Annotated in this window: 17 protein-coding genes and 1 pseudogene (1 of these 18 only partly in view); 11 read left to right on the top strand and 7 right to left on the bottom strand. The window is 42.2% G+C overall.

Features of this window, described 5'->3' with window-relative positions; genetic code table 11:
* From AACU32_RS25200 to AACU32_RS25210, 3 genes are all read left to right on the top strand, one after another.
* Positions 1 to 850: the 3' portion of an isopenicillin N synthase family dioxygenase gene (locus AACU32_RS25200; RefSeq protein WP_096603921.1), read on the top strand. The gene continues 173 nt to the left of window position 1, outside the view; 850 of the gene's 1,023 nt are visible here — the last part of the coding sequence; its start codon lies beyond the left edge, outside the window; the stop codon is at positions 848 to 850.
* 176 nt (positions 851 to 1,026) lie between these two features.
* The gene (gene thrC / locus AACU32_RS25205; protein ID WP_096603922.1) at positions 1,027 to 2,331 is read left to right on the top strand and encodes a threonine synthase; all 1,305 of its coding nucleotides are present in this window, start codon (positions 1,027 to 1,029) and stop codon (positions 2,329 to 2,331) included.
* Positions 2,332 to 2,432: 101 nt separating this feature from the next.
* On the top strand, positions 2,433 to 2,708 hold the full coding sequence (locus tag AACU32_RS25210; RefSeq protein ID WP_096603923.1) for a MoaD/ThiS family protein: 276 nt from the start codon (positions 2,433 to 2,435) through the stop codon (positions 2,706 to 2,708).
* A 91-nt stretch (positions 2,709 to 2,799) separates the two neighbouring features.
* Here the strand turns inward: AACU32_RS25210 and cysC are convergent.
* Positions 2,800 to 3,342 (bottom strand): annotated as a pseudogene (gene cysC / locus AACU32_RS25215) (adenylyl-sulfate kinase).
* 464 nt (positions 3,343 to 3,806) lie between these two features.
* A complete protein-coding gene (locus AACU32_RS25220) occupies positions 3,807 to 4,175 on the bottom strand; it encodes a hypothetical protein (RefSeq protein WP_096603924.1) in 369 nt (122 codons plus the stop codon).
* A 505-nt stretch (positions 4,176 to 4,680) separates the two neighbouring features.
* Between AACU32_RS25220 and AACU32_RS25225 the strand changes: the two genes are divergently transcribed.
* Entirely contained in the window at positions 4,681 to 5,502 is an 822-nt protein-coding gene (locus AACU32_RS25225; protein WP_096603926.1) for a response regulator transcription factor, read from the top strand.
* Positions 5,503 to 5,684: 182 nt separating this feature from the next.
* Complete coding sequence (locus AACU32_RS25230; protein ID WP_096603927.1) at positions 5,685 to 8,021, top strand: cation:proton antiporter domain-containing protein; 2,337 nt, start codon at positions 5,685 to 5,687, stop codon at positions 8,019 to 8,021.
* A 48-nt stretch (positions 8,022 to 8,069) separates the two neighbouring features.
* Here AACU32_RS25230 and AACU32_RS25235 read toward each other — a convergent pair whose 3' ends face one another.
* Entirely contained in the window at positions 8,070 to 8,306 is a 237-nt protein-coding gene (locus AACU32_RS25235; RefSeq protein ID WP_096603928.1) for an Hfq-related RNA-binding protein, read from the bottom strand.
* 251 nt (positions 8,307 to 8,557) lie between these two features.
* Between AACU32_RS25235 and dapF the strand changes: the two genes are divergently transcribed.
* The 5 genes from dapF to AACU32_RS25260 all read left to right on the top strand — a co-directional run bounded on the left by dapF (position 8,558) and on the right by AACU32_RS25260 (position 12,993).
* Positions 8,558 to 9,397 (top strand): diaminopimelate epimerase, encoded by an 840-nt coding sequence (gene dapF / locus AACU32_RS25240; protein ID WP_096603929.1) that lies wholly within the window; start codon positions 8,558 to 8,560, stop codon positions 9,395 to 9,397.
* Between the two features lie 171 nt (positions 9,398 to 9,568).
* The gene (locus tag AACU32_RS25245) at positions 9,569 to 10,354 is read left to right on the top strand and encodes a DUF4058 family protein (protein WP_096603930.1); all 786 of its coding nucleotides are present in this window, start codon (positions 9,569 to 9,571) and stop codon (positions 10,352 to 10,354) included.
* 134 nt (positions 10,355 to 10,488) lie between these two features.
* Positions 10,489 to 11,196, top strand: coding sequence for a hypothetical protein (locus tag AACU32_RS25250; RefSeq protein WP_096603931.1), 708 nt, complete (start codon positions 10,489 to 10,491; stop codon positions 11,194 to 11,196).
* 38 nt (positions 11,197 to 11,234) lie between these two features.
* The gene (locus AACU32_RS25255) at positions 11,235 to 11,876 is read left to right on the top strand and encodes a hypothetical protein (RefSeq protein WP_096603932.1); all 642 of its coding nucleotides are present in this window, start codon (positions 11,235 to 11,237) and stop codon (positions 11,874 to 11,876) included.
* 673 nt (positions 11,877 to 12,549) lie between these two features.
* A complete protein-coding gene (locus AACU32_RS25260; protein ID WP_096603933.1) occupies positions 12,550 to 12,993 on the top strand; it encodes a pentapeptide repeat-containing protein in 444 nt (147 codons plus the stop codon).
* A gap of 57 nt (positions 12,994 to 13,050) precedes the next feature.
* Here AACU32_RS25260 and AACU32_RS25265 read toward each other — a convergent pair whose 3' ends face one another.
* The 3 genes from AACU32_RS25265 to AACU32_RS25275 all read right to left on the bottom strand — a co-directional run bounded on the left by AACU32_RS25265 (position 13,051) and on the right by AACU32_RS25275 (position 18,004).
* Positions 13,051 to 14,391: a TldD/PmbA family protein gene (locus AACU32_RS25265; protein WP_096603934.1), complete on the bottom strand. Its 1,341-nt coding sequence runs from the start codon at positions 14,389 to 14,391 to the stop codon at positions 13,051 to 13,053.
* Positions 14,392 to 14,718: 327 nt separating this feature from the next.
* Entirely contained in the window at positions 14,719 to 16,191 is a 1,473-nt protein-coding gene (locus tag AACU32_RS25270) for a TldD/PmbA family protein (protein WP_096603935.1), read from the bottom strand.
* Between the two features lie 337 nt (positions 16,192 to 16,528).
* Positions 16,529 to 18,004, bottom strand: coding sequence for a CoA-acylating methylmalonate-semialdehyde dehydrogenase (locus tag AACU32_RS25275; RefSeq protein WP_096603936.1), 1,476 nt, complete (start codon positions 18,002 to 18,004; stop codon positions 16,529 to 16,531).
* On the opposite strand from AACU32_RS25275, the gene AACU32_RS25280 reads away from it, so the two are divergent.
* Positions 17,998 to 18,531, top strand: a complete 534-nt coding sequence (locus tag AACU32_RS25280; RefSeq protein ID WP_339378266.1) for a hypothetical protein — start codon at positions 17,998 to 18,000, stop codon at positions 18,529 to 18,531. The genes AACU32_RS25275 and AACU32_RS25280 overlap by 7 nt on opposite strands.
* On the opposite strand, the gene AACU32_RS25285 is transcribed toward AACU32_RS25280, so the two are convergent.
* Positions 18,500 to 20,149 (bottom strand): hybrid sensor histidine kinase/response regulator, encoded by a 1,650-nt coding sequence (locus AACU32_RS25285; protein WP_096603938.1) that lies wholly within the window; start codon positions 20,147 to 20,149, stop codon positions 18,500 to 18,502. The genes AACU32_RS25280 and AACU32_RS25285 overlap by 32 nt on opposite strands.

Here is a 20,149-nt window from a genome sequence, read left to right on the forward strand (position 1 = left end):
GCAAAGGCTAGAACAACTCAGCCGCCAGTTTTTTGCTCAAGATTTAGAAACAAAACTAGAAATACGCATGGCTTTGGGTGGGAAAGCATGGCGGGGGTACTTTCCCGTTGGGGATGAATTGACATCTGGTAAACCGGATCTCAAAGAAGGTATCTATTTTGGTGCAGAACTACCAGCTGATCATCCACTGGTAAAAGCACAGACACCTATGCATGGTTCCAACCTGTTCCCTAGCAATATTCCCTCATTCCAGGAGACTGTGGTGGAATATATGGAGGCGATGACGCAACTGGGACATACGCTTATGGCTGGGATTGCTTTAAGCTTAGGATTGGAAGAATCATATTTTGTTGAGCGTTATACATCAAATCCCTTAACATTATTTCGGATTTTTAACTATCCCCCAGATTTGTCACCTACTGAAGGGGAAAACAGATGGGGTGTGGGAGAACATACTGACTACGGTGTTTTGACTATTCTTAAACAGGATGATTCAGGCGGATTAGAGGTTAAGTCTAAATCAGGATGGATTGCTGCGCCTCCTATTCCAGGTTCTTTTGTGTGCAATATCGGGGATATGCTCGATCGCATGACTGGCGGTTTATATCGTTCCACACCGCATCGCGTTCAAAATGTGTCGGGACGCGATCGCCTTTCATTCCCTTTCTTTTTCGACCCCAATTTTGATGTAGAGGTTCAGCCAATTCCATTAAATGGGGTAGTGATCGATGATGATCGAGAAGAACGTTGGGATGGCGCTAGCGTTCACGAATTTCGCGGGACTTATGGTGATTATGTTTTGAGTAAGGTGTCTAAGGTTTTCCCTGAGTTGCGACGGACTGTGTTGTAAAAATATTGTCTGAACCTGGAAATTGGCAAAACTATTGCTAGTGTACTTTGCTATCCCAGTAGATTTGATGATCAGTCAAACATACCCGACATAAATAGTCGGGTATGTTTGACTCGTATTTCTACTCGTGTTAGTATCAGGCGACAGTTGACAGACAAACAGGGAAAGCTAGGTTTATGACTCAGACAAAATCCGCACTCACCGAAGCAGCCGCGATCGCTTTTCAAGCCTTGAAGTGTAAGGAATGTGGTGAGGAGTATGAACTGAAAGCCAACCATGTTTGTGAGTTATGCTTTGGGCCTTTGGAAGTCAAGTATGACTACAATGTTCTGCGTAGTACTGTCACGCGGGAAAAAATTCAAGCTGGCCCTAATTCTATTTGGCGCTACCGTCCCTTTTTGCCCGTCACAACTGACAATGTTATAGATGTGGGAACTGGGATGACTCCCCTGGTGCGTTCTCAACGTCTGGCTCGTCGTCTGGGTTTAAACAAGCTTTATATTAAAAACGATGCTGTGAATATGCCCACCCTCAGCTTTAAAGACCGGGTGGTTTCCGTTGCTTTAACAAGAGCTAGAGAATTAGGTTTTACTACTGTTTCTTGTGCTAGTACTGGTAACTTGGCTAATTCTACAGCGGCGATCGCAGCTCATGCTGGGTTAGATTGCTGTGTGTTCATCCCCGCAGATTTGGAAGCCGGGAAAATTATGGGTAGCCTGATCTACAGTCCAACATTAATGGCTGTGAAAGGTAATTACGATCAGGTAAATCGCCTCTGTTCAGAAGTTGCCAATACACATGGCTGGGGTTTTGTCAATATTAATCTCCGCCCATACTACTCTGAAGGTTCTAAGACTCTAGGCTTTGAAGTTGCTGAACAATTAGGTTGGGAATTACCCGACCATATCGTCGCGCCTCTAGCATCTGGTTCACTATTTACAAAAATTTATAAAGGTTTTCAAGAATTCGTAGAAGTTGGTTTAGTAGAAGCCAAAGATGTCCGTTTTAGCGGTGCGCAAGCTGAGGGTTGTTCTCCAATAGCGCAAGCATATAAAGAAGGACGTGATTTCATTAAACCAGTTAAACCGAATACTATTGCTAAATCGATTGCGATCGGTAACCCAGCAGATGGTGTTTATGCTGTGGAAATAGCTAACAAAACGAACGGTAGTATCGAATCAGTTAATGATGCAGAAATTATTGAAGGCATCAAGCTGCTAGCAGAAACTGAAGGTATATTCACGGAAACGGCTGGTGGTACAACTGTTGCAGTGCTGAAAAAATTAGTAGAAGCTGGCAAAATTGATCCAGATGAAACTACTGTGGTATACATCACTGGCAATGGTTTGAAAACCCAAGAAGCACTTCATGGCTATGTTGGCGAACCTTTGACAATTGATGCCAAACTCGATAGTTTTGAACGCGCGCTAGAACGTTCACGCACTCTCGAGCGTTTGGAATGGCAGCAAGTACTTGTTTAAAAGATGAAGGGCAAAGGATGAAAGCTGAAAAATTAAACTAAACACTTCATACTCTGCCTTACATACTTTATACTTCATATTTCACACTTCATACTTCAACTATGTCTGTAACAGTTTTAGTTCCCACGGCTCTTCAGAAATTTACTAATAACCAAGCTACCCTAGAATGTAGCGGTAGTACGATCGCGGAATTGTTCGATTCCTTAGAGGGTGTTTGTCCTGGTATTAAAGCCCGCTTATGCGATGAAGAAGGAAAGCCACGGCGATTTTTGAATTTGTATGTCAATAGCGAAGATATTCGCTTTTTGGATGGGACAGCTACACCCCTCAAAGATGGTGATGAAGTCAGTATTGTCCCTGCTGTTGCAGGCGGTTGATAGCGAGAAGTTCTAAATTTGTTAAGTATACATCTTTAAGCGTGCTTTAATGGCACGCTTATGCTTTTTATGGGTGTGGTCAAGAGTCGAGTCATGATTTGTCATATCTAATATAGCTATGGCACTCTAAGTAGGTAACTACTTGGCACACACATTGCTTGACAGTGAATTGATCGGTTAAACAAATAATCTCTGGATTTAAAGGTTCTTCGTAAGGGTCAGATATGCCAGTAAAATTTTTGATTTGTCCTGTTTTGGCTTTGGCGTAAAGTCCCTTAACATCACGGGATTCACAAACTGCTAATGGTGCTTGAACGTAAACTTCTACAAAGTTGGTGGTTGTTTGTCTCAATTCCTCTCGAATTTCCCGATAGGGACTGATTGCAGCTAAGATTGCTACTACCCCATTGCGACTGAGTAAGTCAGCAACAAAACCAATCCGCCGGACATTGATATCTCTGTCTTGTTTACTAAATCCCAATCCTTAAGATAAATGGGTGCGAACGACATCACCATCAAGTAATTCTACTCGGTAACTCCGCGATCGCAGTTCTTGAGCAACAGATGAGGCAATTGTTGTTTTACCCGCGCCACTTAACCCTGTTAGCCAGAGAATTAGACCTTGATGATTCATAACTCGCTTTTTTATCTATGGAAGATAGCGATCGCACTTTACATTACTTGTGGTAGCGATCGCACATGTAAAATGTGGTAATGCATCCAAGGTGCAAGTCAATGCATCAAAAGTGCAAGCCAATGTCACAGGCTAAGGAGTTGTGACAATTTTTCTGTAATGAAGTGGATTATATAGCGATCGCTTACGACAAGCCGAAGCAGCGCGTCTACGCCTCAACGATCGCATTGAACAAAGATCCTAGTCAAAACTAGGATCTTTGTCTTATATAATTGATGCTGATACTTGTTAGCAGTGTTAAACTTTTGCTGTGGCAAAATCGATGATGTAGCGATCGCCTTTTACGCTTACAGCAGTTTTCACGTAGTTGAACCACTCTCTCAGGACACAGCAGTGCTGTGCCCCTACGGCAAATGTGGTCTATTTACAGGAAGATGCTGTAAAATACGTTAATTTTACTTAGCTCATGATGTGACTGACTTTTTGCGGCTAGGACGCTTGTACTCCGATTTTTTCTTCAATCCTACTGCTTGGGCTTGATCGCTATTTAATCCATATTGTCCGCGCACAACTTCTTTCATTGCTAATACCGTATTGTGAAATTCCCATTCTGCTAATCGTGCAGCATCAGCGGCAGCACGGTATAAAGCTTGTTTTTCGGTTTCGGCTTGTTGCTGGGCTAACATAGCTTGATAAGCTTGCTGTAATTTGGCAGCAGAAGCATCAGCACGGTTAGTTTCATAGGTACTGATAGTTTGTAAACCGTGCCATGAAGTCACATCTTCACTAATGAATTGCGGGCGCAAACGGCGTGTTGTATTTTGGGTAGTCATATTACCATACTGTTGTCAGTTATGTATTTAATGTACCCACTGCCACTTTAAAAGCTATCAGTAAGGTGAAAGATTTAAGTTTGGTAGGGTACGTTATGGACGGCAGTCCTAACGCACCGTAAATTGATTACAGATGTAGTTCAAATAAATGAAAATTCCTGTAATACAACAAAAGTGCAGGTCAGTGCAACAAAGTTGCAAGTCGATGCAACAAAGGTGCAAATTAAAGCAACAAAGTTGCAAGTCGATGCAATAAAGGTGCAAATTAAAGCATCAAAGTTGCAACTTGATGCAACAAAGGTGTAAATTAAAGCATCAAAGTTACAACTCGATGCAACAAAGGTGTAAATCAAAGCATTTTGTATATGTAGGGTGTGTTATGGCGTAGCCTAAGGCACCATAACCTTCAGGTGGTGCCGTACCCTCAGGCGTAACCCACTCTACTAGACTATTGAAGTGATATTAGTTATTCGTCGCCAGATATAAATCTTGAAGAGAATAAGTAATGACTTTGATTCTAACTGTTCTAAGTATAGTTGCTGGCATTACCTTATATATTGGTTTTTTACACTTGCTAATTGCCTCTGGGCGATTAAAACCTGCACTAAACTTATGCTTTGGGTTAAGCTGCTGGGTGGCTTTTTGTTATATTTTGGCTCTGATAGCTCAATATAAAGCCATGAATGTAGACGATTACATAAATGCCAGAAAACTACTAACTTCTTTGGGCTATATTTACGGCATTACTACTGCTTGGTTTGTGTCTCTGTATACAAATTTCAGACCAGTGCGTTTAATTTTAGTACTCAATAGCCTGTACTTCATCAGCCTGTTAATCAACGAAATTTCTCCCACAGGGATTCTCTACTCTCATATCAGCAATCTATCAAGTATTTTTTTGCCTTGGGGCGAATCGATTACTCACCTAGAAGGTACACTCAATCCCCTATTCAGTTTCCAATTATTAGCTTTGATCGGTAATACTCTTTTCTTTTTTTTTGCCTGTTACCTTCAATATCGGCGCGGCGAGAAGCAAGCAGCACTCACTCTGGGACTAAGTTTGACAATTTTAATAGCAACTGTTCAACACGATCGCTTAGTGGATTTGGGGAAGAGCCAATTTGTATACGTGGCTGAGTTTGGATTTCTGTCATTCGTAGTAATTATGAGTCTACGCTTATCCAAAGATTTAATCCAAGCGATCGCTCAACGAATGAAACTCAGTCCTTCTACTATTAGACATCATGTCACTCAAGTACTAAATAAGTTAGGGGTAACAAACCGCACGGCGGCTGCTACGAGAGCAATGCAAGTTGGATGTGTATGAAGTGGCGATCGCCTGATTTTTACTCATGCTTCCTCTGCTTCTTTTTCCTCTTTTACCTAGCTATATGAATATTTAGCAATAAATATGCAAATTTTGTCTTCCTTGCACCAATAACTTGAGCATAGATATATAAAAATTTGTATGCTGAGGTTTATAGGTCTTAATAGTTCTTTTTAAAACTGGTGCAAGAAGATTTTAGGTTAATTGTTGATTTAGTTTTAGTTCTGGGCGTCGCAGCTTGTGGCGGACTGTTGGCGGCGCTTTTACGACAACCAGTGCTGCTAGGGTATCTCATTGGCGGTATGGTCGTGGGGCCTGCGGGGCTGGGATTGATCAAAGAAGTTATTCAGGTAGAGACTCTGGCTCAGTTTGGGGTCGCCTTTTTACTATTCGCCTTGGGTGTAGAGTTTTCCTTTGCAGAACTCAAGAAGGTAAAAGCGATCGCTCTTGGCGGTGGTGGACTCCAGATTGCGCTAACGATTTTGATCACCGTTGTGATCTGTGGTGTCACCGGAGCTTGGGGAGCCTTACCCGCTAAGGGCGTGTTTTTGGGGTCAATTCTGTCTTTATCTTCCACCGCAGTTGTCCTCAAATGCTTGATGGAAAGCAACGAAACAGAAACACCCCACGGACAGGTGATGCTGGGTATTTTGGTAGTGCAAGACTTGGCATTAGGATTAATGCTAGCAGTCTTACCAGCCCTGCACCAACCAGGTGAAGCGATTGGTATTGCGGTGGTAACAGCGCTCGTCAGAATTGGCTTATTTGCCGCAGGTGCAGTTGTCGCAGGAATTTGGTTGATTCCGCCGCTGTTGCGACTCCTAGCCCGCACGGAAAGCAAAGAGCTATTTTTATTAGGTGTAGTTGCGCTATGCTTAGGAATTGCCCTGCTGACAGAGTATTTAGGGCTGTCCATTGAAATGGGGGCGTTTGTCGCCGGGTTGATGATTTCTGAGGTGGAATACGCCGACCAAACTTTGACCTATGTAGAGCCATTACGAGATATCTTTGCCAGTTTATTTTTTGCAGCTATTGGGATGTTAATTGACCCAGTATTTCTGTGGAAAAATCTGGAATTAATTCTGGGGTTAGTGGCAATAGTTTTTATCGGTAAATTTTTAATCATCACACCTTTGGTGAAAGTGTTCCGCTATCCGTTAAAAACAGCTTTAATTGCTGGGCTAGGATTAGCTCAAATAGGGGAATTTTCCTTTGTACTTGCCAGCGAAGGACAGGCGCTAGGTTTAGTTTCTCGGTCAATATATTTACTGATTTTAGGAACCACAGCAGTAACACTTGTACTCACACCATTTGTGTTACGTTTGGTGCCATTTTTATTTACTTTGGCAGAATCTATGCCTTGGCTGAAACCTTATTTAGAAGAAGTTCAGCCGCGAGATGTGGCTGAAGACTTGCCCTTAAAAGACCATGTGGTAGTTTGTGGTTACGGGCGAGTGGGCAAAAATTTAGTTAAGTTATTGCAGCAGCACCAGCTTCCTGTAGTGGTAATCGACCAATCGGAAAGCAGAATTCAGAAATTACGTGATGCGGGAGTGCCTTATGTATATGGTAATTGCGTGAGTTTACACGTTTTAGAAACGGCTGGGGTGAACCATGCTAAAGGAATGGCGATCGCACTTCCCGATCCTATCAGTACACGTCTTTGTCTCAAACGCGCTTTAGAATTGTGCCCAGAACTCAATTTAGTTGTCCGCGCTACCCAAGATAAAAATATTGAAGTGCTTTACCAACTGGGTGCTAGGGAAGTTGTACAACCAGAGTTTGAAGCTAGTTTAGAAATGGCAACCTATTTATTAACAGATTTAGGCTTGTCAGCAAATGAAGTACAACGCCAAATGCAGCAAATTCGCCAAGATCATTATTTAGACTTGCGCCCAGAACGGACTGCATCGGAAGTTTCCCGCGACTTACAGCAAGCAACTCGCGATTTAAATCGGCGCTGGTATCCCCTACCTTCTGGTTCACCTTTAATTGGCATGAGTTTAGAAGAAGCGGATATGCGCTACTTAATTGGGGTGAGTTTAATGGCAATTCGCCGCGCTAACGGCGAAGAAATAGACTATCCCAATAACCAAACTAAATTAGAACAAGGCGATCGCTTACTTGTAGTTGGAGCCGATGAAGAACTAGCAGCTTTAGCTGAATTTGCTTTAGGTAGAACAGCAGTTCCCGGAGAAAATAGCGCTTGTCAGTGGACGACAATTAACGCTGATACTCCAGTCTTAGGGAAAACTCTGAAAGATTTGGATATTAGCGACAAACATGGGGTAAAAGTAGAAGCCATCCGGCGCGATGGTAAATTTATTCGCTCACCTGAAGCTCACATGGACTTGCGAGACGGCGATCAAGTATTGTTATGTGGTGGCTTGGCTTCTTTGAATGAACTACAACCGTTGTTTACTGCACTCGATGCAGTGCCGCTATCTCTACCAATCATCAAAGCTGATGAGGCAGAAGTCGTCAAAGAATTTCTGCCTGTAGATAAGCCGACACCTTAAAAGGTGCGGCTATAGGAACAAAGCCTGCTTTTGCAGGCTTGAAAAATACTAACTCTTCGGCTGGATGTAGGCGATCGCGTGCTTCCAAATGGTAGTTTGCTGCTTGTTTTCATCCACAAGACACACACAATGTGAGTCTTGCCAGATTATTCTACCTGTGAGCAAATCGCCCGTCATAAGTTTTAAACCTACTGTTGCTGTATTTTTTATGAGATTTTGTACTTGCCGAATACTGGGTAGTGAAGTATCGAAATCTGTAGGGGTTTTTGCTGGAGATGTATGCATAGGGGAGAATGTTTTAATAGAGGGTAGAGGCTAGGGGCTAGGGACAAGGAGAGAAGTCTGAGCGCCGGCGTCCGGCGATGGCTTCGCCAACGTCTTCGACGAACAGAACTTCGGGGAGACAAGGAAGCAGAGGAGAAATAACTATTGACTATTGACTGCCCAATGCCCCATGCCCAATGCCCCATGCCCAATGCCCACGTTCTAATTCATAATCAACAGTAACTAATCTTTGATAATTCATCCTGAGATAAATGGCAATCGAATTTACTAAGTATCACGGTTTGGGTAATGACTTTATTCTGATTGACAATCGCTCTTCATCAGTGCCAGTAATAACTCCAGAGCAAGCAATCAAGTTGTGCGATCGCCACTTTGGTATCGGTGCAGATGGTGTGATTTTTGCTTTGCCGGGAGAAAACGGTACTGACTATACCATGCGGATTTTTAATTCTGATGGTTCAGAACCGGAAATGTGCGGGAATGGTATTCGCTGTTTAGGTGTGTTTTTAGCTGATTTGGAAGGAGAATCTAGAACTAAAGACTTATATCGCATTCATACTTTGGCTGGTGTGATGTCACCTCAACTGATGGCTGACGGCCAAGTGAAAGTGGATATGGGTTTACCCAAATTACTAGCTGGAGAAATTCCCACTACCTTAAGCGCTGCGGATACAAAGGTAATTAATCAGCCGCTAGAGGTAGCAGGGAAAACTTGGGAAGTTACCTGTGTCAGTATGGGCAATCCCCACTGTATTACCTTTGTGGAAGATGTCGCCGCCATTCCCCTAGAAAGTATTGGGCCCCAGTTTGAGCATCACCCAGTTTTTCCCCAACGGACAAATACCGAATTTATTGAAGTTGTCAGCCGCGATCGCTTGAAAATGCGGGTATGGGAACGAGGTGCGGGTATTACCTTAGCTTGTGGTACTGGTGCTTGTGCTTCTTTGGTAGCTGGTGTGTTGACCGGAAAATGCGATCGCACAGCCACTGTAGAACTACCTGGCGGCCCCTTGCAAATTGAATGGTCAGAAATTGACCAACGAGTATACATGACTGGCCCAGCAGAGCGAGTTTTTACAGGAAAATTATAACCGTTGACTGTTGACTGTTGACTGTTGACACTTCGAGTGAGCTTCAGTGCGGCGCTGTTGACTATCAACAAGAAAAACATTTGAGTGTATTGAATTGGCAGGTATGTTGCCTGCCATGCCAAAAACCTGAATTTGGTAGGATATGAACAATGAGAATCACATCCTACCCCTATGCGATCGCCATTTCCGGGAATGAATCCCTACCTCGAATATCCTGAACTTTGGCCAGAAGTTCATCACTGGATAATCACAGCCATTGCAGAGTCGTTGGTTCCTCAGCTACGCCCAAAATATCGGGTAGCAGTTGAAAAACGGGTATATCAGGTAACCGATGAAAATTCTGTTCTAGTTGGTATTCCGGATGTGAGTGTGGGGCGATCGCTGACAAAAACTGAAGCAGAATTATCTAGCGTTGCGGTTGCATCGTCGCCAGTGAAGCCGATTACAGTCAATGTTCCCATACCGGAGGAGGTGCGGGAAGGATACCTAGAGGTCAGGGAAGTAGGAACAGGGGAAGTCGTCACAGTTATTGAGGTTCTCTCACCGAAAAATAAGCGTCCGGGAGCAGGGCGAAATGCTTATGAAAGCAAGCGTCAACAAGTATTAGGTAGTTTGTCTCATCTCGTGGAAATTGATTTACTACGAGGCGGAAAACCTATGCCGATTTTGGGGACAGAGATTCCAGCAAGTTATCGGATTTTGGTGAGTCGCTGCAATTATCGCCCCAAAGCTGAGTTATACCCGTTTAATTTGCCAGAAGCAATTCCATCGTTTCTGTTACCTCTGCGTCAGGGAGATACAGAGCCTTTATTAGATTTGCAAGCATTGATACATGGGGTATATGACCGGGCAGGATTTGATTTGGCTATAGATTATACTCATGAGCCTGTACCACCGTTATCGTCAGCTGATGGTATTTGGGTGGATGCTTTGTTGAAAGAGCAAGGTTTGAGGTGATAAATTATCAGCCAGACCCATTTCATTTGTAGGGTAGGGGTTTCCCCGCCCTCTAGGGTTTCCCGCCATTTGCCTTGGCGACAATATGTATGTCACAATCACTAATTGAATTTTTCAAGGAGAAATTAATATAAATGATATTACCCATAATTAGTGCAGTTGGTATAGTTTGCACTGGAAAGTTAGCAGCAATGGAACTAGGAAAAAGTTTTGCAGCCGGTATAAAAAAAGATTTTATGGCAGTTATAAATGATTTATTTGATAAATTAAATATTTTTGCTCAAACTATAGATTTTATAGCTCTAGAATGGATTGGAAAGATAGAGCAGTCTGCTAAAGTTGTAGTTCAACAAGCAATTAACGATATTTCCCAACTCATTGATGACATTTTTGATAAGACTAGAGGATTAGTCGAAATAACTTTTAAAGTTTTATTTCAACCAATTTTTGACAGACTAGAACTATTAGAACGTAATTTTATCAAGGAAATTAATCTGATGATTGACAAAATCGAACGCATTGTAGATACAGTTATCAATGATCTACAAGGAATGTTAGGAAAGATTGAATACGATTTTAGAAAACTGAGTATTTCTTCGCTCTTGAGAGGAAGACATGAGCTAGACGATATCTATAAGCAAAGAGAAAGGAATCTCTTAAGAAGACTAAATGGCAAAAGTCCTTTAAATGAGATCTTAAGAACTTATGGTCAGCTTGAGTACAATGCTTTAGAAATGGCACGTATACGCAGAGGAACTGTGTCAAATAAATTGTATACGGAAGACTACCTAAAGTATGGTATGCTTTTTAGATTATGGTATCAATTTTGGCAAGCGAGCTAAAGTAGCAAAATTATTATAAACAGTGAAGGATATAGAAAATGAATTCCAATAAGACAGCAATTGATTGTTATAATGAAGCTCTCAATATATTGACAATTAAGAGTCAAGAGCTTGAAACTGCAATAGAGATAATTCATACCTTAAGAGAAGAACTTAAAAAAACTCAAAAAGAGCTTGAAGAAACAAAAGCAGAACTTCACGCATTTAAGGATTATTTAAGTCCTTTACTGCTCCAAAATCAAGGAGAAAATATTCGCCTTGATTTGGGAAATTTAAATAAATCATTGATAGTACACACAAGTGGTGGAGACACTTCATTTAGCGCTATAACCGTGGATGTAGGTACTTTTGGGAATGACACAAATTTAAGGAATAGTTATTTTCTGAAAGGCAGAGACGTTGGATCAGGACGAGCAGCGGCATTTTATATAAGAGGTGACGGAGAAATATTTGGAAAAATAAAATACAGCCAAGAATTTTCTTGGACGCAGGGACAAGTTCCTGTAAAAATGTATCATAGCAACGAATGTTTTTGCTTTATCACATCAGTAAGGGGTAAGTTTGAGGGTGCAGGCGAAGTAGTACACACTTATATTGGTAATGACGGTTTTTGGTATTTGGGTGGAAGTTCAGCTCAGTCTGGCGTGAGTGCTTGTGCAAGATGCGTCGGAAAAGTTTAGAAGATTTTCTACTAGTTGTGAACGAGAAGGACTATACATTAAATGGAAGCAAGATCAGCCTCACGCGCTAGACGCAGAGAATATTAGCTCGCAATCTACTCTAACTACATAGCAGATCTATTCACTACTCCCAACATAACTGTATATTTTTTTCTCAAATCCGAAAAATCACAGTCAATCAATTTTGGATTTTAGATTGACCCCATGCATTAATACAGGGGCTGCAATTAAAAATTTTGGATTATCGATTTGTTCCATAAATAAAGTTGGGGAATTGAGACCTTTTTAGATGTTTAATTTTTAATTCTCAATCCAAAATTTAACATTTAAAATCTAAAATGACATTCATACCCTCCTCCCATGTCAAAGCTCAACACCCAGAAAATAGAGATTTTTAGGGTTACTCACTCTAACTCAGGTATGAATACTGAGAATTAAACTCAGTAATAAATTACTCCAAATGCATGAGGACATAATTCTGTAATTTGGGAAAATGAAGTAGTAAGAGTGAAACATACTACCAATCAAAAAACACAGTTCGTTGCTGAATTACATCAGCCAAACCAATTCTCCGAAATTCAGAAACTATTTTGACATCTGATATTCGTAATTTTGAATTGGTAGGACTGTCTTAATGATTGATTAGCTAGTAAGAGTGATGGGAGGAAAAATTATGAGACAGACATTGTTGACAGCAGTAGCTTTATTCAGCACCCTATCTTTAGCTGCGCCAATTTCTGCTCAAGCAGGCGAAAACCAAGCCCAGGTAAAACGCTTGCTGGAAACGGGAGCTTGTTCTGGATGTAATTTAACAGGTGTCAACCTTAGCGGCGCTCACTTAATTGGTGCAGATTTGAGAAACGCTAATTTAAAAGGTGCAAATTTAAAAGGCGCTAATATAGAAGGTGCTGATTTAGCAGGTGCTAATTTAGAAGCTGCGAATTTAACAAAAGTATTCGCCAGTGGTACAACCTTTAATAAAGCTAACCTGACTAATGCTGATTTAAGTGGCTCTCATTTACATAACGCGCAAGTAGATGGCGCTATTATGATTGGGACTAATCTCACGGGTGCGGATGGATTTGATATTAATCTCGGTATCGGCGGTGAACTATGATAGTCAAGAGTTAGAAACTAGAAGTAACTCTAATCTCTAACTCCTAACTATTAACTATTAATCTCCAGTAATTGAGAGTTCATTAACCCAAATGCGGGGACAAACTCCCCCTGGTGTTAACTCAACTTCTTTTTCTACACAAATAATTGATTTCAGAAGTTCCAAGAAATCGCCAGCGACTGTTGCTGACTCAATACTCGTTTTCTCACCTTTATTAATTAACCAACCATCAAAAGGTAGAGAAAACGAACCTTGTAAAGATTTCACTCCCGCATGGAGAGCTTGTAAATCATCAATCAAAATTACATTCTCCGCAGTATCTAAGCTTAATTCTTTCTCAGGCTCAGCGGCTCTAAATACATGAAAAAAGTTAGGGCTAACGCTGACTTTTGCGCCAATACTTGCGTTACCTGTTGGCTGAGCATTCATTCTTTTAGCAGTTCCAGCACTGTGGAGAAATCCTGTTAAAATGCCCTTTTCAATGAGAGAAACCTGACGGGTAGGCGTTCCTTCGCCATCAAAACTTTCTGCGCCAATATTAGCTGGGTGTAGTGCATCATCGACGACTGAAATTAGAGGAGAAGCAATTTGCTTACCTATATCATCAGGAGTTGATAGGCTTTGATGATCCAGAATACTTTGGGCATTGTACAAATTAGAAAAAGCACCCAACAAACTTAAAAAAGCTTCTGGCGAGAAAACAACTAAATATTTACCAGTTTTAATTTTTTCATAGTTCAAATGGCTGATAGTTTTTTCAGCTGTTTCTTGAATACAACCATTGATGTCTAAATTCTCTACACCACGGTTGATTCTAAAAGCGCCAGCACTGCGTGGTTTTTTCCCTTCTTCTTCGGTTTTGCTGTAAAGATATACCGATGCTATAGAGTGGGATTCAATTCTGGCTGCGCCTTCACTATTGAGATAGAATCGGTCAATATCTCTTTGTGCCAAGCCATTATAAGGCACTCCTTTAATTGCTGGATGGGCTGATAGTAATTCTTTTTCAGCTACCAGTAGTTTTTCAATGAGTTCAGCAACAGGTGCTTGGGGTGCTTTATCGTGAGGCGTGTTTTCAATCGGAATAGTAGCCTCTGGGCTAAAATCAGGGACATTTTCTTTAACACCGAAGAAACTAGCTTCGTAGGCGGTTTTTAAGGCTAATTCTAAGCCTTTGGGGTCTACATCTGTGGTGCTGGTGACTCCCATTGTATTCTGTTCATTCCAGACTCGAACGGTAACACCTGAACGATTGGAGGCTTTAACTTGTTTTGGCTCACCTTGGTCTACTTGGACGCTTGTTTCATCGACAGTGGAGCCATAAATATCGAATTTTTGAATGCCAAGTTTTTGGGCATTTTCTCGGGCAGAATTGGCAATATCTTTGATAGTTGGCATAGTCAATTTTGGATTTTGGATTTTGGATTTTTAACCGCAGAGAACGCAGAGGAGCCAGTGCGTTGCTCGGGTTTCCCGCGTTGTAGCAACTGGCGTGACACAGAGTAAAGAGGTTCCAAAGCTATTCGCTAGAGATTTACTCCCCTCTCCTGTTAGGAGAGGGGTTGGGGGTGAGGTCAAAATCCTGTGCATCGAATTGAGGTTTTTTTAATGAACCGCCTTCTCTTCGAGAGGCTTCCGCCAACGCGCAGCGTCTCGCAGAGAAGGACGCGGAGGACGCAAAGGAAGAGATGAAAAAGAAATGTTTTGGAGAGTATGGGGTAATTATTAGCGTCCGCCTACGGTGATAGAATCAACCTTAATATGAGGTTGTCCTACTGTGGTGTAGATACTGCCACTAACAGAACCACAAAAACCAGGTGCAAGTTCTAAATCTTGGGAACACATGGAAATTTTATTCATAATTTCCTTAGCTTCACCAATCAAAATTGCGCCTTTTAATGGTTTGGTGATTTTGCCATTTTCAATCAAATAAGCTTCATCAACACCAAAGTTAAATTGACCTGTAGCACCAACGCTACCACCACCCATTTTTTTGCAGTAAATGCCTTTATCAATGGAGGCAAATAAATCATCAACGCTGTATTCACCAGTAGCGATATAAGTGTTACGCATCCGGCTAGCAGCAGCATAGGTATAATTTTGGCGGCGTCCGCTTCCGGTTCTGGGGTGTCCGGTGCGTGAAGAACCTGTTCTGTCTGCTAGGAAGTTCTTAAGAACGCCTTTTTCTATTAATAGGGTTCTTTGCGCGGGCATACCTTCATCATCCATGTCTATGGTTCCAAAGGCATTTTCAGATCGTCCTTCATCCCAAGCTGTCAGGCTTTCGTGAGCAATTTTCTCGCCTTTTTTATCAGCAAAGGGTGTGGTATTTTTTTCTATTTGAGTAGTTTCTAATAAGTGTCCGCAAGCTTCGTGGAAGATTACCCCGCCAAAGTGATTGGCCATGATAATTGGATAAGTACCAGATTCTACGTAATCTGCATAAAGCATTTTACCAGCAGATTCGGATATTTGCTCGGCGGCTTGTTGGTAATCCCAAGTTCTCAGGAAGTTGGCATCACTGGTATTACCTGCGCGTTCACCAATGGAGGCGCGATTAGCACCATCTGCACACAGTAGGTTAAAGCCTACGGATTGGGTGAGGCGAATGTCACGGGCAAAAGTACCGTCACTGGCGGCGACTAAGACTTCTTGCCAATCGCGGAAATAGGTAGCACGGCGGGATTGCACATGGCTAGCTTTTTTCTGCAATTGGGCAGTACCATCAAGTAGAACTTCTCCCATTTCGCGGATGGAGCTACACAAAGGTAACCAGCCATCTTTACCGCGTTTTGTGGCGTAGTCCCTCAGTAGTTCTAGGTTGATTTCTGGGATAAAAGCGTTGGGTGCGGGTAATTGCAATCCCAGGATAGAAAGACCTTTTTCTAAGGCGGCTTTCAAACCGGAGAAGGAAAGGTTATTGGTGCTGACGTAGCAATCAGCTTTACCACGAAATACTCTCACGCCCGCACCTGTGGCGAGACTTGGGGAAATACTGGTGATAGCGTCATCTTCAGCAAGGCAACTAATATAGTTGCGACGCTCTAGATAAAATTCAACAAAGTCAGCACCAGCGGCGCGTCCTAGTCCCAAAAGGGTAGCCAGGGGGGCTTCCCATGTGTCATCGAATCGTTCCGATGTGGAAGAGTATTGTAGATTGGGGAGCTGGTTCGAGAGAAGTAGGGTACTTGTAAGCATGAATAGCCTCGTCTGCTGGCGTGTTCCGAGATTTGACCGAAAATTCCTAGTGTGTTCACTCTAGCAAATTTACAAAAGTCACAGTTGGTGGTTAAGTGGTAGGGTTTTCCTCCATAATCTTCTATAGCGGTTCTCAGCCCTTGTGAGGTAAAAGAACCCCACCCCCAACCCCCTCCCCGCAAGCGAGGAGGGGGCTATGATGTATTTCATTTAATGAGGAAAAGCTATATGGTGCTTTACTCAAAAGAGGCTTCCAACGTTATCTCATATTCTTCGCTCATTTAATGAGGAAAAACTATATGGTGCTTTACTCTCTAATTCCCAATTCTCAGCCGATTCAAAATTGGCGTGACCAGTTGGTAGGCCAGCGTTCGACTACTACTTTAGTTTGGGTAAAAAATTCAACTGCGTGATTGCTTTGCCCATGTAAATCGCCAAAAAAGCTTTCTTTCCAACCACTGAAGGGAAAAAATGCCATTGGCGCAGCAACGCCAATGTTGATGCCGATATTACCAGCTTCGGCTTCGTAGCGGAATTTACGCGCTGCTGCACCGCTGCTGGTAAATAAACAAGCCATATTCCCATATTGACCGCTATTAACTAAGGCGATCGCATCTTCGATAGTATCCAAATGGATTAAACTCAGTACTGGGCCAAAAATCTCGGTACGGGCGATTTCTCCTGCGGGATTGATGTTTTGTAAAATTGTCGGGCGAATAAAATTACCTTGTTCATAACCAGATATCTTCGGTTTTCGTCCATCAACTAACAAATTTGCCCCTTCCTCTACCCCCTGCTGAATTAATCCCTCAATTCTGGTTTTACTGCGGATATCAATCACAGGCCCCATTTCTACACCTTTGTCTAAACCGTTACCGACTACACGATTTTTCGCAGTTGCGGCGATCGCTTCGGTAAAAGAGGAACGTGCATCGGCGACGGTGATGGCAATCGATGCAGCTAAACAGCGTTGTCCCGCACAACCAAAGGCGCTATCAGCTGCAATACGTGTAGTCATTTCCATATCTGCATCTGGTAAAACAATCAGGGGATTTTTCGCCCCACCTTGGCATTGGACACGTTTACCATTGGCTGCGCCTCGGCTATAGATATATTTGGCAACTGGTGTGGAACCAACAAAACTAATTGCGCGGATTTGGGGATGATCTAAAATAGCATCGACAGCTTCCTTGCCACCGTTGACTAGATTAATTACCCCTTTGGGTAAACCTGTTTTATCTAGTAGGTGGAAGATTTTTTGCATTGTCAGTGGTACTTTTTCCGAAGGCTTGACAATATAGGTATTGCCAGTGGCGATCGCATAAGGTAAAAACCAAAATGGAATCATCCCCGGAAAATTAAACGGACATATCACCGCCGCTACTCCCAAGGGTTGGCGAATCATCATCTCATCAATACCTGTGGCGATATCTTCGAGATTTGTCCCTTGCATCATCATGGGAATTCCGCAAGCAACTTCTACGTTTTCAATCGCCCGCCGCATTTCACCCTTAGACTCAGCTAAAGTCTTACCGCATTCTTTAGTAATCGTCTGCGCTAAATCCTCAAAATGTTCTTCCAACAAATTTTTGAGTTTAAATAAATACTGTACTCTTTCCGTCGGTGGGGTGCGTCGCCATGTAGCAAAAGCAACCGCTGCCGCCGCGACTGCTTGATTCACTTCAGACGCAGGTGATAGAGGTACTTGCGCCAGTATTTCTGCGGTTGCTGGGTTGATGACATCTAAGTATTCTTGAGCGCTAGTAGATGCACTCCACTGGCCGTTGATATAGTTGGGTAAGGTGTTTGTCATTTGTCAATTGTCATTTGTCAATGGGCATTGGGCATGGGGCATTAAGCCTGGTTAATGAAGCTCAAAGCCTGGTTAATGCAGCTAAAAGCCTGGTTAGCGGAGATCAAAGCCTGGTTAATGAAGCTCAAAGCCTGGTTAATGAAGCTCAAAGCCTGGTTAATGAAGCTCAAAGCCTGGTTAATGGAGCTAAAAGCCTGGTTAATGGAGCTAAAAGCCTGCTTAACGGAGCTAAAAGCCTGGTTAATGGAGCTAAAAGCCTGGTTAATGAAGCTCAAAGCCTGGTTAATGAAGCTCAAAGCCTGGTTAATGAAGCTCAAAGCCTGGTTAATGAAGCTCAAAGCCTGGTTAACGAAGCTCAAAGCCTGGTTAACGAAGCTCAAAGCCTCAAAAAGCATCATCAATTTACAATGCCGTTTGTCTCCCTCATCTCGCCACACTCCCCACACTCCCCACACTCTCTTATCCCCCCAGCCCCCCAGCCCCCCTGCCTTATTTTCAATTTAATTTTATTGGTAATTCGACTATAAATCTTGTCCAGCCTTCGGTGCTGGTAACTTCAATTGTGCCTTGAAGATATCTCACTAGTTTTTTTACTAATGCTAACCCTAATCCTGTACCACTATGTTGCAGAAGTTGGCTTTGGGGTATCTGATAATCTAGGTCAAAAATAGTAGATTTGTCTTTTGTCTGACTTTTAAGAGTGCGGTAAAATGGATCAAATATTAGCGATTGTTCGGTTGGAGATAGCTCGATTCCCGAATTGCTAATGATGATTTGTACAAGTTTCTCTGGAGCATCATTACTCAGGCTTTTTGTATTATCTATGAGTTGGACATTTACGGTAATTCGCTCAAGTGCAGGAGTGTATTTGCCAGCGTTGTTGAGCAATTCCGATACAATTCGAGTGAGGAGATTTAAGTCAGAAACTATCGGTGGTAAGTCCGGGGCAATGTTAACTTCTAGAATCTGTTGTTGGGCTTGTATTAATTCTTCAAAACCCTCGATAACGTGAGGTAGCCAGTTTTGCAGATTAATGACAGTTAATTGTAAGGGATAAATATCTGCATCAATAATGCGCATTTCTAGCAAATCATCAATGAGATTTAACTCTTGTTCACACTGGTCACGTAAGATGTTTAGATATTGGGTTACAGAGCCAGATTTAGAAAGTGTTTCTGAATTCAAAATCCCCTGTTTATCTAGAATATTTTCTAACATTGAGATTGCCATTTTGATGTTTGATAACGGTGTGCGCATCTCATGCGAAGTGGTTGCCAAAAAATCTTCTTTTAACTTGTTTAGCTGTTGGAGTTCTTTCATTTGAATTTCTAGCTGTTGCGCACGAAAAGCAGTGAGACGACGTTCTTCGATTAGCAGGCGTTGGGTGTTATCTCGAAAAACCATAACGGCTCCGGCGATCGCACCGTTACGATCTTTAATAGCAGTCACACTATCAGCTATGGGAATTTTTGTGCCGTTTTTGGTCACAAGTAGGATGCGATCGTTCAAATAGATCGGGGTTTGGCTTTGTAGTGCTAAAACGATCGGGTTTTCTATAGGAAGTTGGGTTTGTTGATCGATGAGTTGGCAGATTTCGCTAAACATCCTGTTTTTGGCTTCATCTAATCGCCACTCTGTTAATGCTTCAGCTACTTGATTGAGATATTTGACCTGTAACTGTGTATCGACGACAATTACTCCGTCCCCCATTTCCCGCAAAACAGTACTTAAAAATTGCTCCCGTTCATAGCGATTGAGTGCTGTTTGAATGGCAACATACAATTCTTGCTCTCGAATTGGTTTGAGAATATAACCAAACGGTGATGTGAGTGTTGCTCGTTCTACAGTACTTTTATCTGAATGCCCTGTAACATAAATTATCGGAATTTGTAAACTATTCCAAATTTGCTCTGCTGCTTGAATACCATCCATTTCTCCCTGGAGTCTGATATCCATTAAAATCAAGTTGGGGCGTAGTTGATTTGCTTTATCAATTGCTGCTGTTGCAGAATCTGCAATATCTACGACTGTGTATCCCAAAGATTCTAAACTTTCTTGTAAGTTGATAGCCAGAATAAATTCATCTTCGACAATTAGGACTTGAATTTTTTTCGAGTTATCTTTTTTTGAGGAGATGCTGACCAT

This window comes from Calothrix sp. NIES-2100, assembly GCF_963875285.1.
GTDB lineage: Bacteria > Cyanobacteriota > Cyanobacteriia > Cyanobacteriales > Nostocaceae > Aulosira.

What these genes read in the sequence shown, in the direction of transcription:
- thrC (WP_096603922.1), top strand. Translation starts at nt 1,027, where the DNA reads ATGACTCAGACAAAATCCGCACTCACCGAAGCAGCCGCGATCGCTTTT.
- AACU32_RS25210 (WP_096603923.1), top strand. Translation starts at nt 2,433, where the DNA reads ATGTCTGTAACAGTTTTAGTTCCCACGGCTCTTCAGAAATTTACTAAT.
- AACU32_RS25220 (WP_096603924.1), bottom strand. Translation starts at nt 4,175, where the DNA reads ATGACTACCCAAAATACAACACGCCGTTTGCGCCCGCAATTCATTAGT.
- AACU32_RS25225 (WP_096603926.1), top strand. Translation starts at nt 4,681, where the DNA reads ATGACTTTGATTCTAACTGTTCTAAGTATAGTTGCTGGCATTACCTTA.
- AACU32_RS25235 (WP_096603928.1), bottom strand. Translation starts at nt 8,306, where the DNA reads ATGCATACATCTCCAGCAAAAACCCCTACAGATTTCGATACTTCACTA.
- dapF (WP_096603929.1), top strand. Translation starts at nt 8,558, where the DNA reads ATGGCAATCGAATTTACTAAGTATCACGGTTTGGGTAATGACTTTATT.
- AACU32_RS25245 (WP_096603930.1), top strand. Translation starts at nt 9,569, where the DNA reads ATGCGATCGCCATTTCCGGGAATGAATCCCTACCTCGAATATCCTGAA.
- AACU32_RS25250 (WP_096603931.1), top strand. Translation starts at nt 10,489, where the DNA reads ATGATATTACCCATAATTAGTGCAGTTGGTATAGTTTGCACTGGAAAG.
- AACU32_RS25255 (WP_096603932.1), top strand. Translation starts at nt 11,235, where the DNA reads ATGAATTCCAATAAGACAGCAATTGATTGTTATAATGAAGCTCTCAAT.
- AACU32_RS25260 (WP_096603933.1), top strand. Translation starts at nt 12,550, where the DNA reads ATGAGACAGACATTGTTGACAGCAGTAGCTTTATTCAGCACCCTATCT.
- AACU32_RS25265 (WP_096603934.1), bottom strand. Translation starts at nt 14,391, where the DNA reads ATGCCAACTATCAAAGATATTGCCAATTCTGCCCGAGAAAATGCCCAA.
- AACU32_RS25270 (WP_096603935.1), bottom strand. Translation starts at nt 16,191, where the DNA reads ATGCTTACAAGTACCCTACTTCTCTCGAACCAGCTCCCCAATCTACAA.
- AACU32_RS25275 (WP_096603936.1), bottom strand. Translation starts at nt 18,004, where the DNA reads ATGACAAACACCTTACCCAACTATATCAACGGCCAGTGGAGTGCATCT.
- AACU32_RS25285 (WP_096603938.1), bottom strand. Translation starts at nt 20,149, where the DNA reads ATGGTCAGCATCTCCTCAAAAAAAGATAACTCGAAAAAAATTCAAGTC.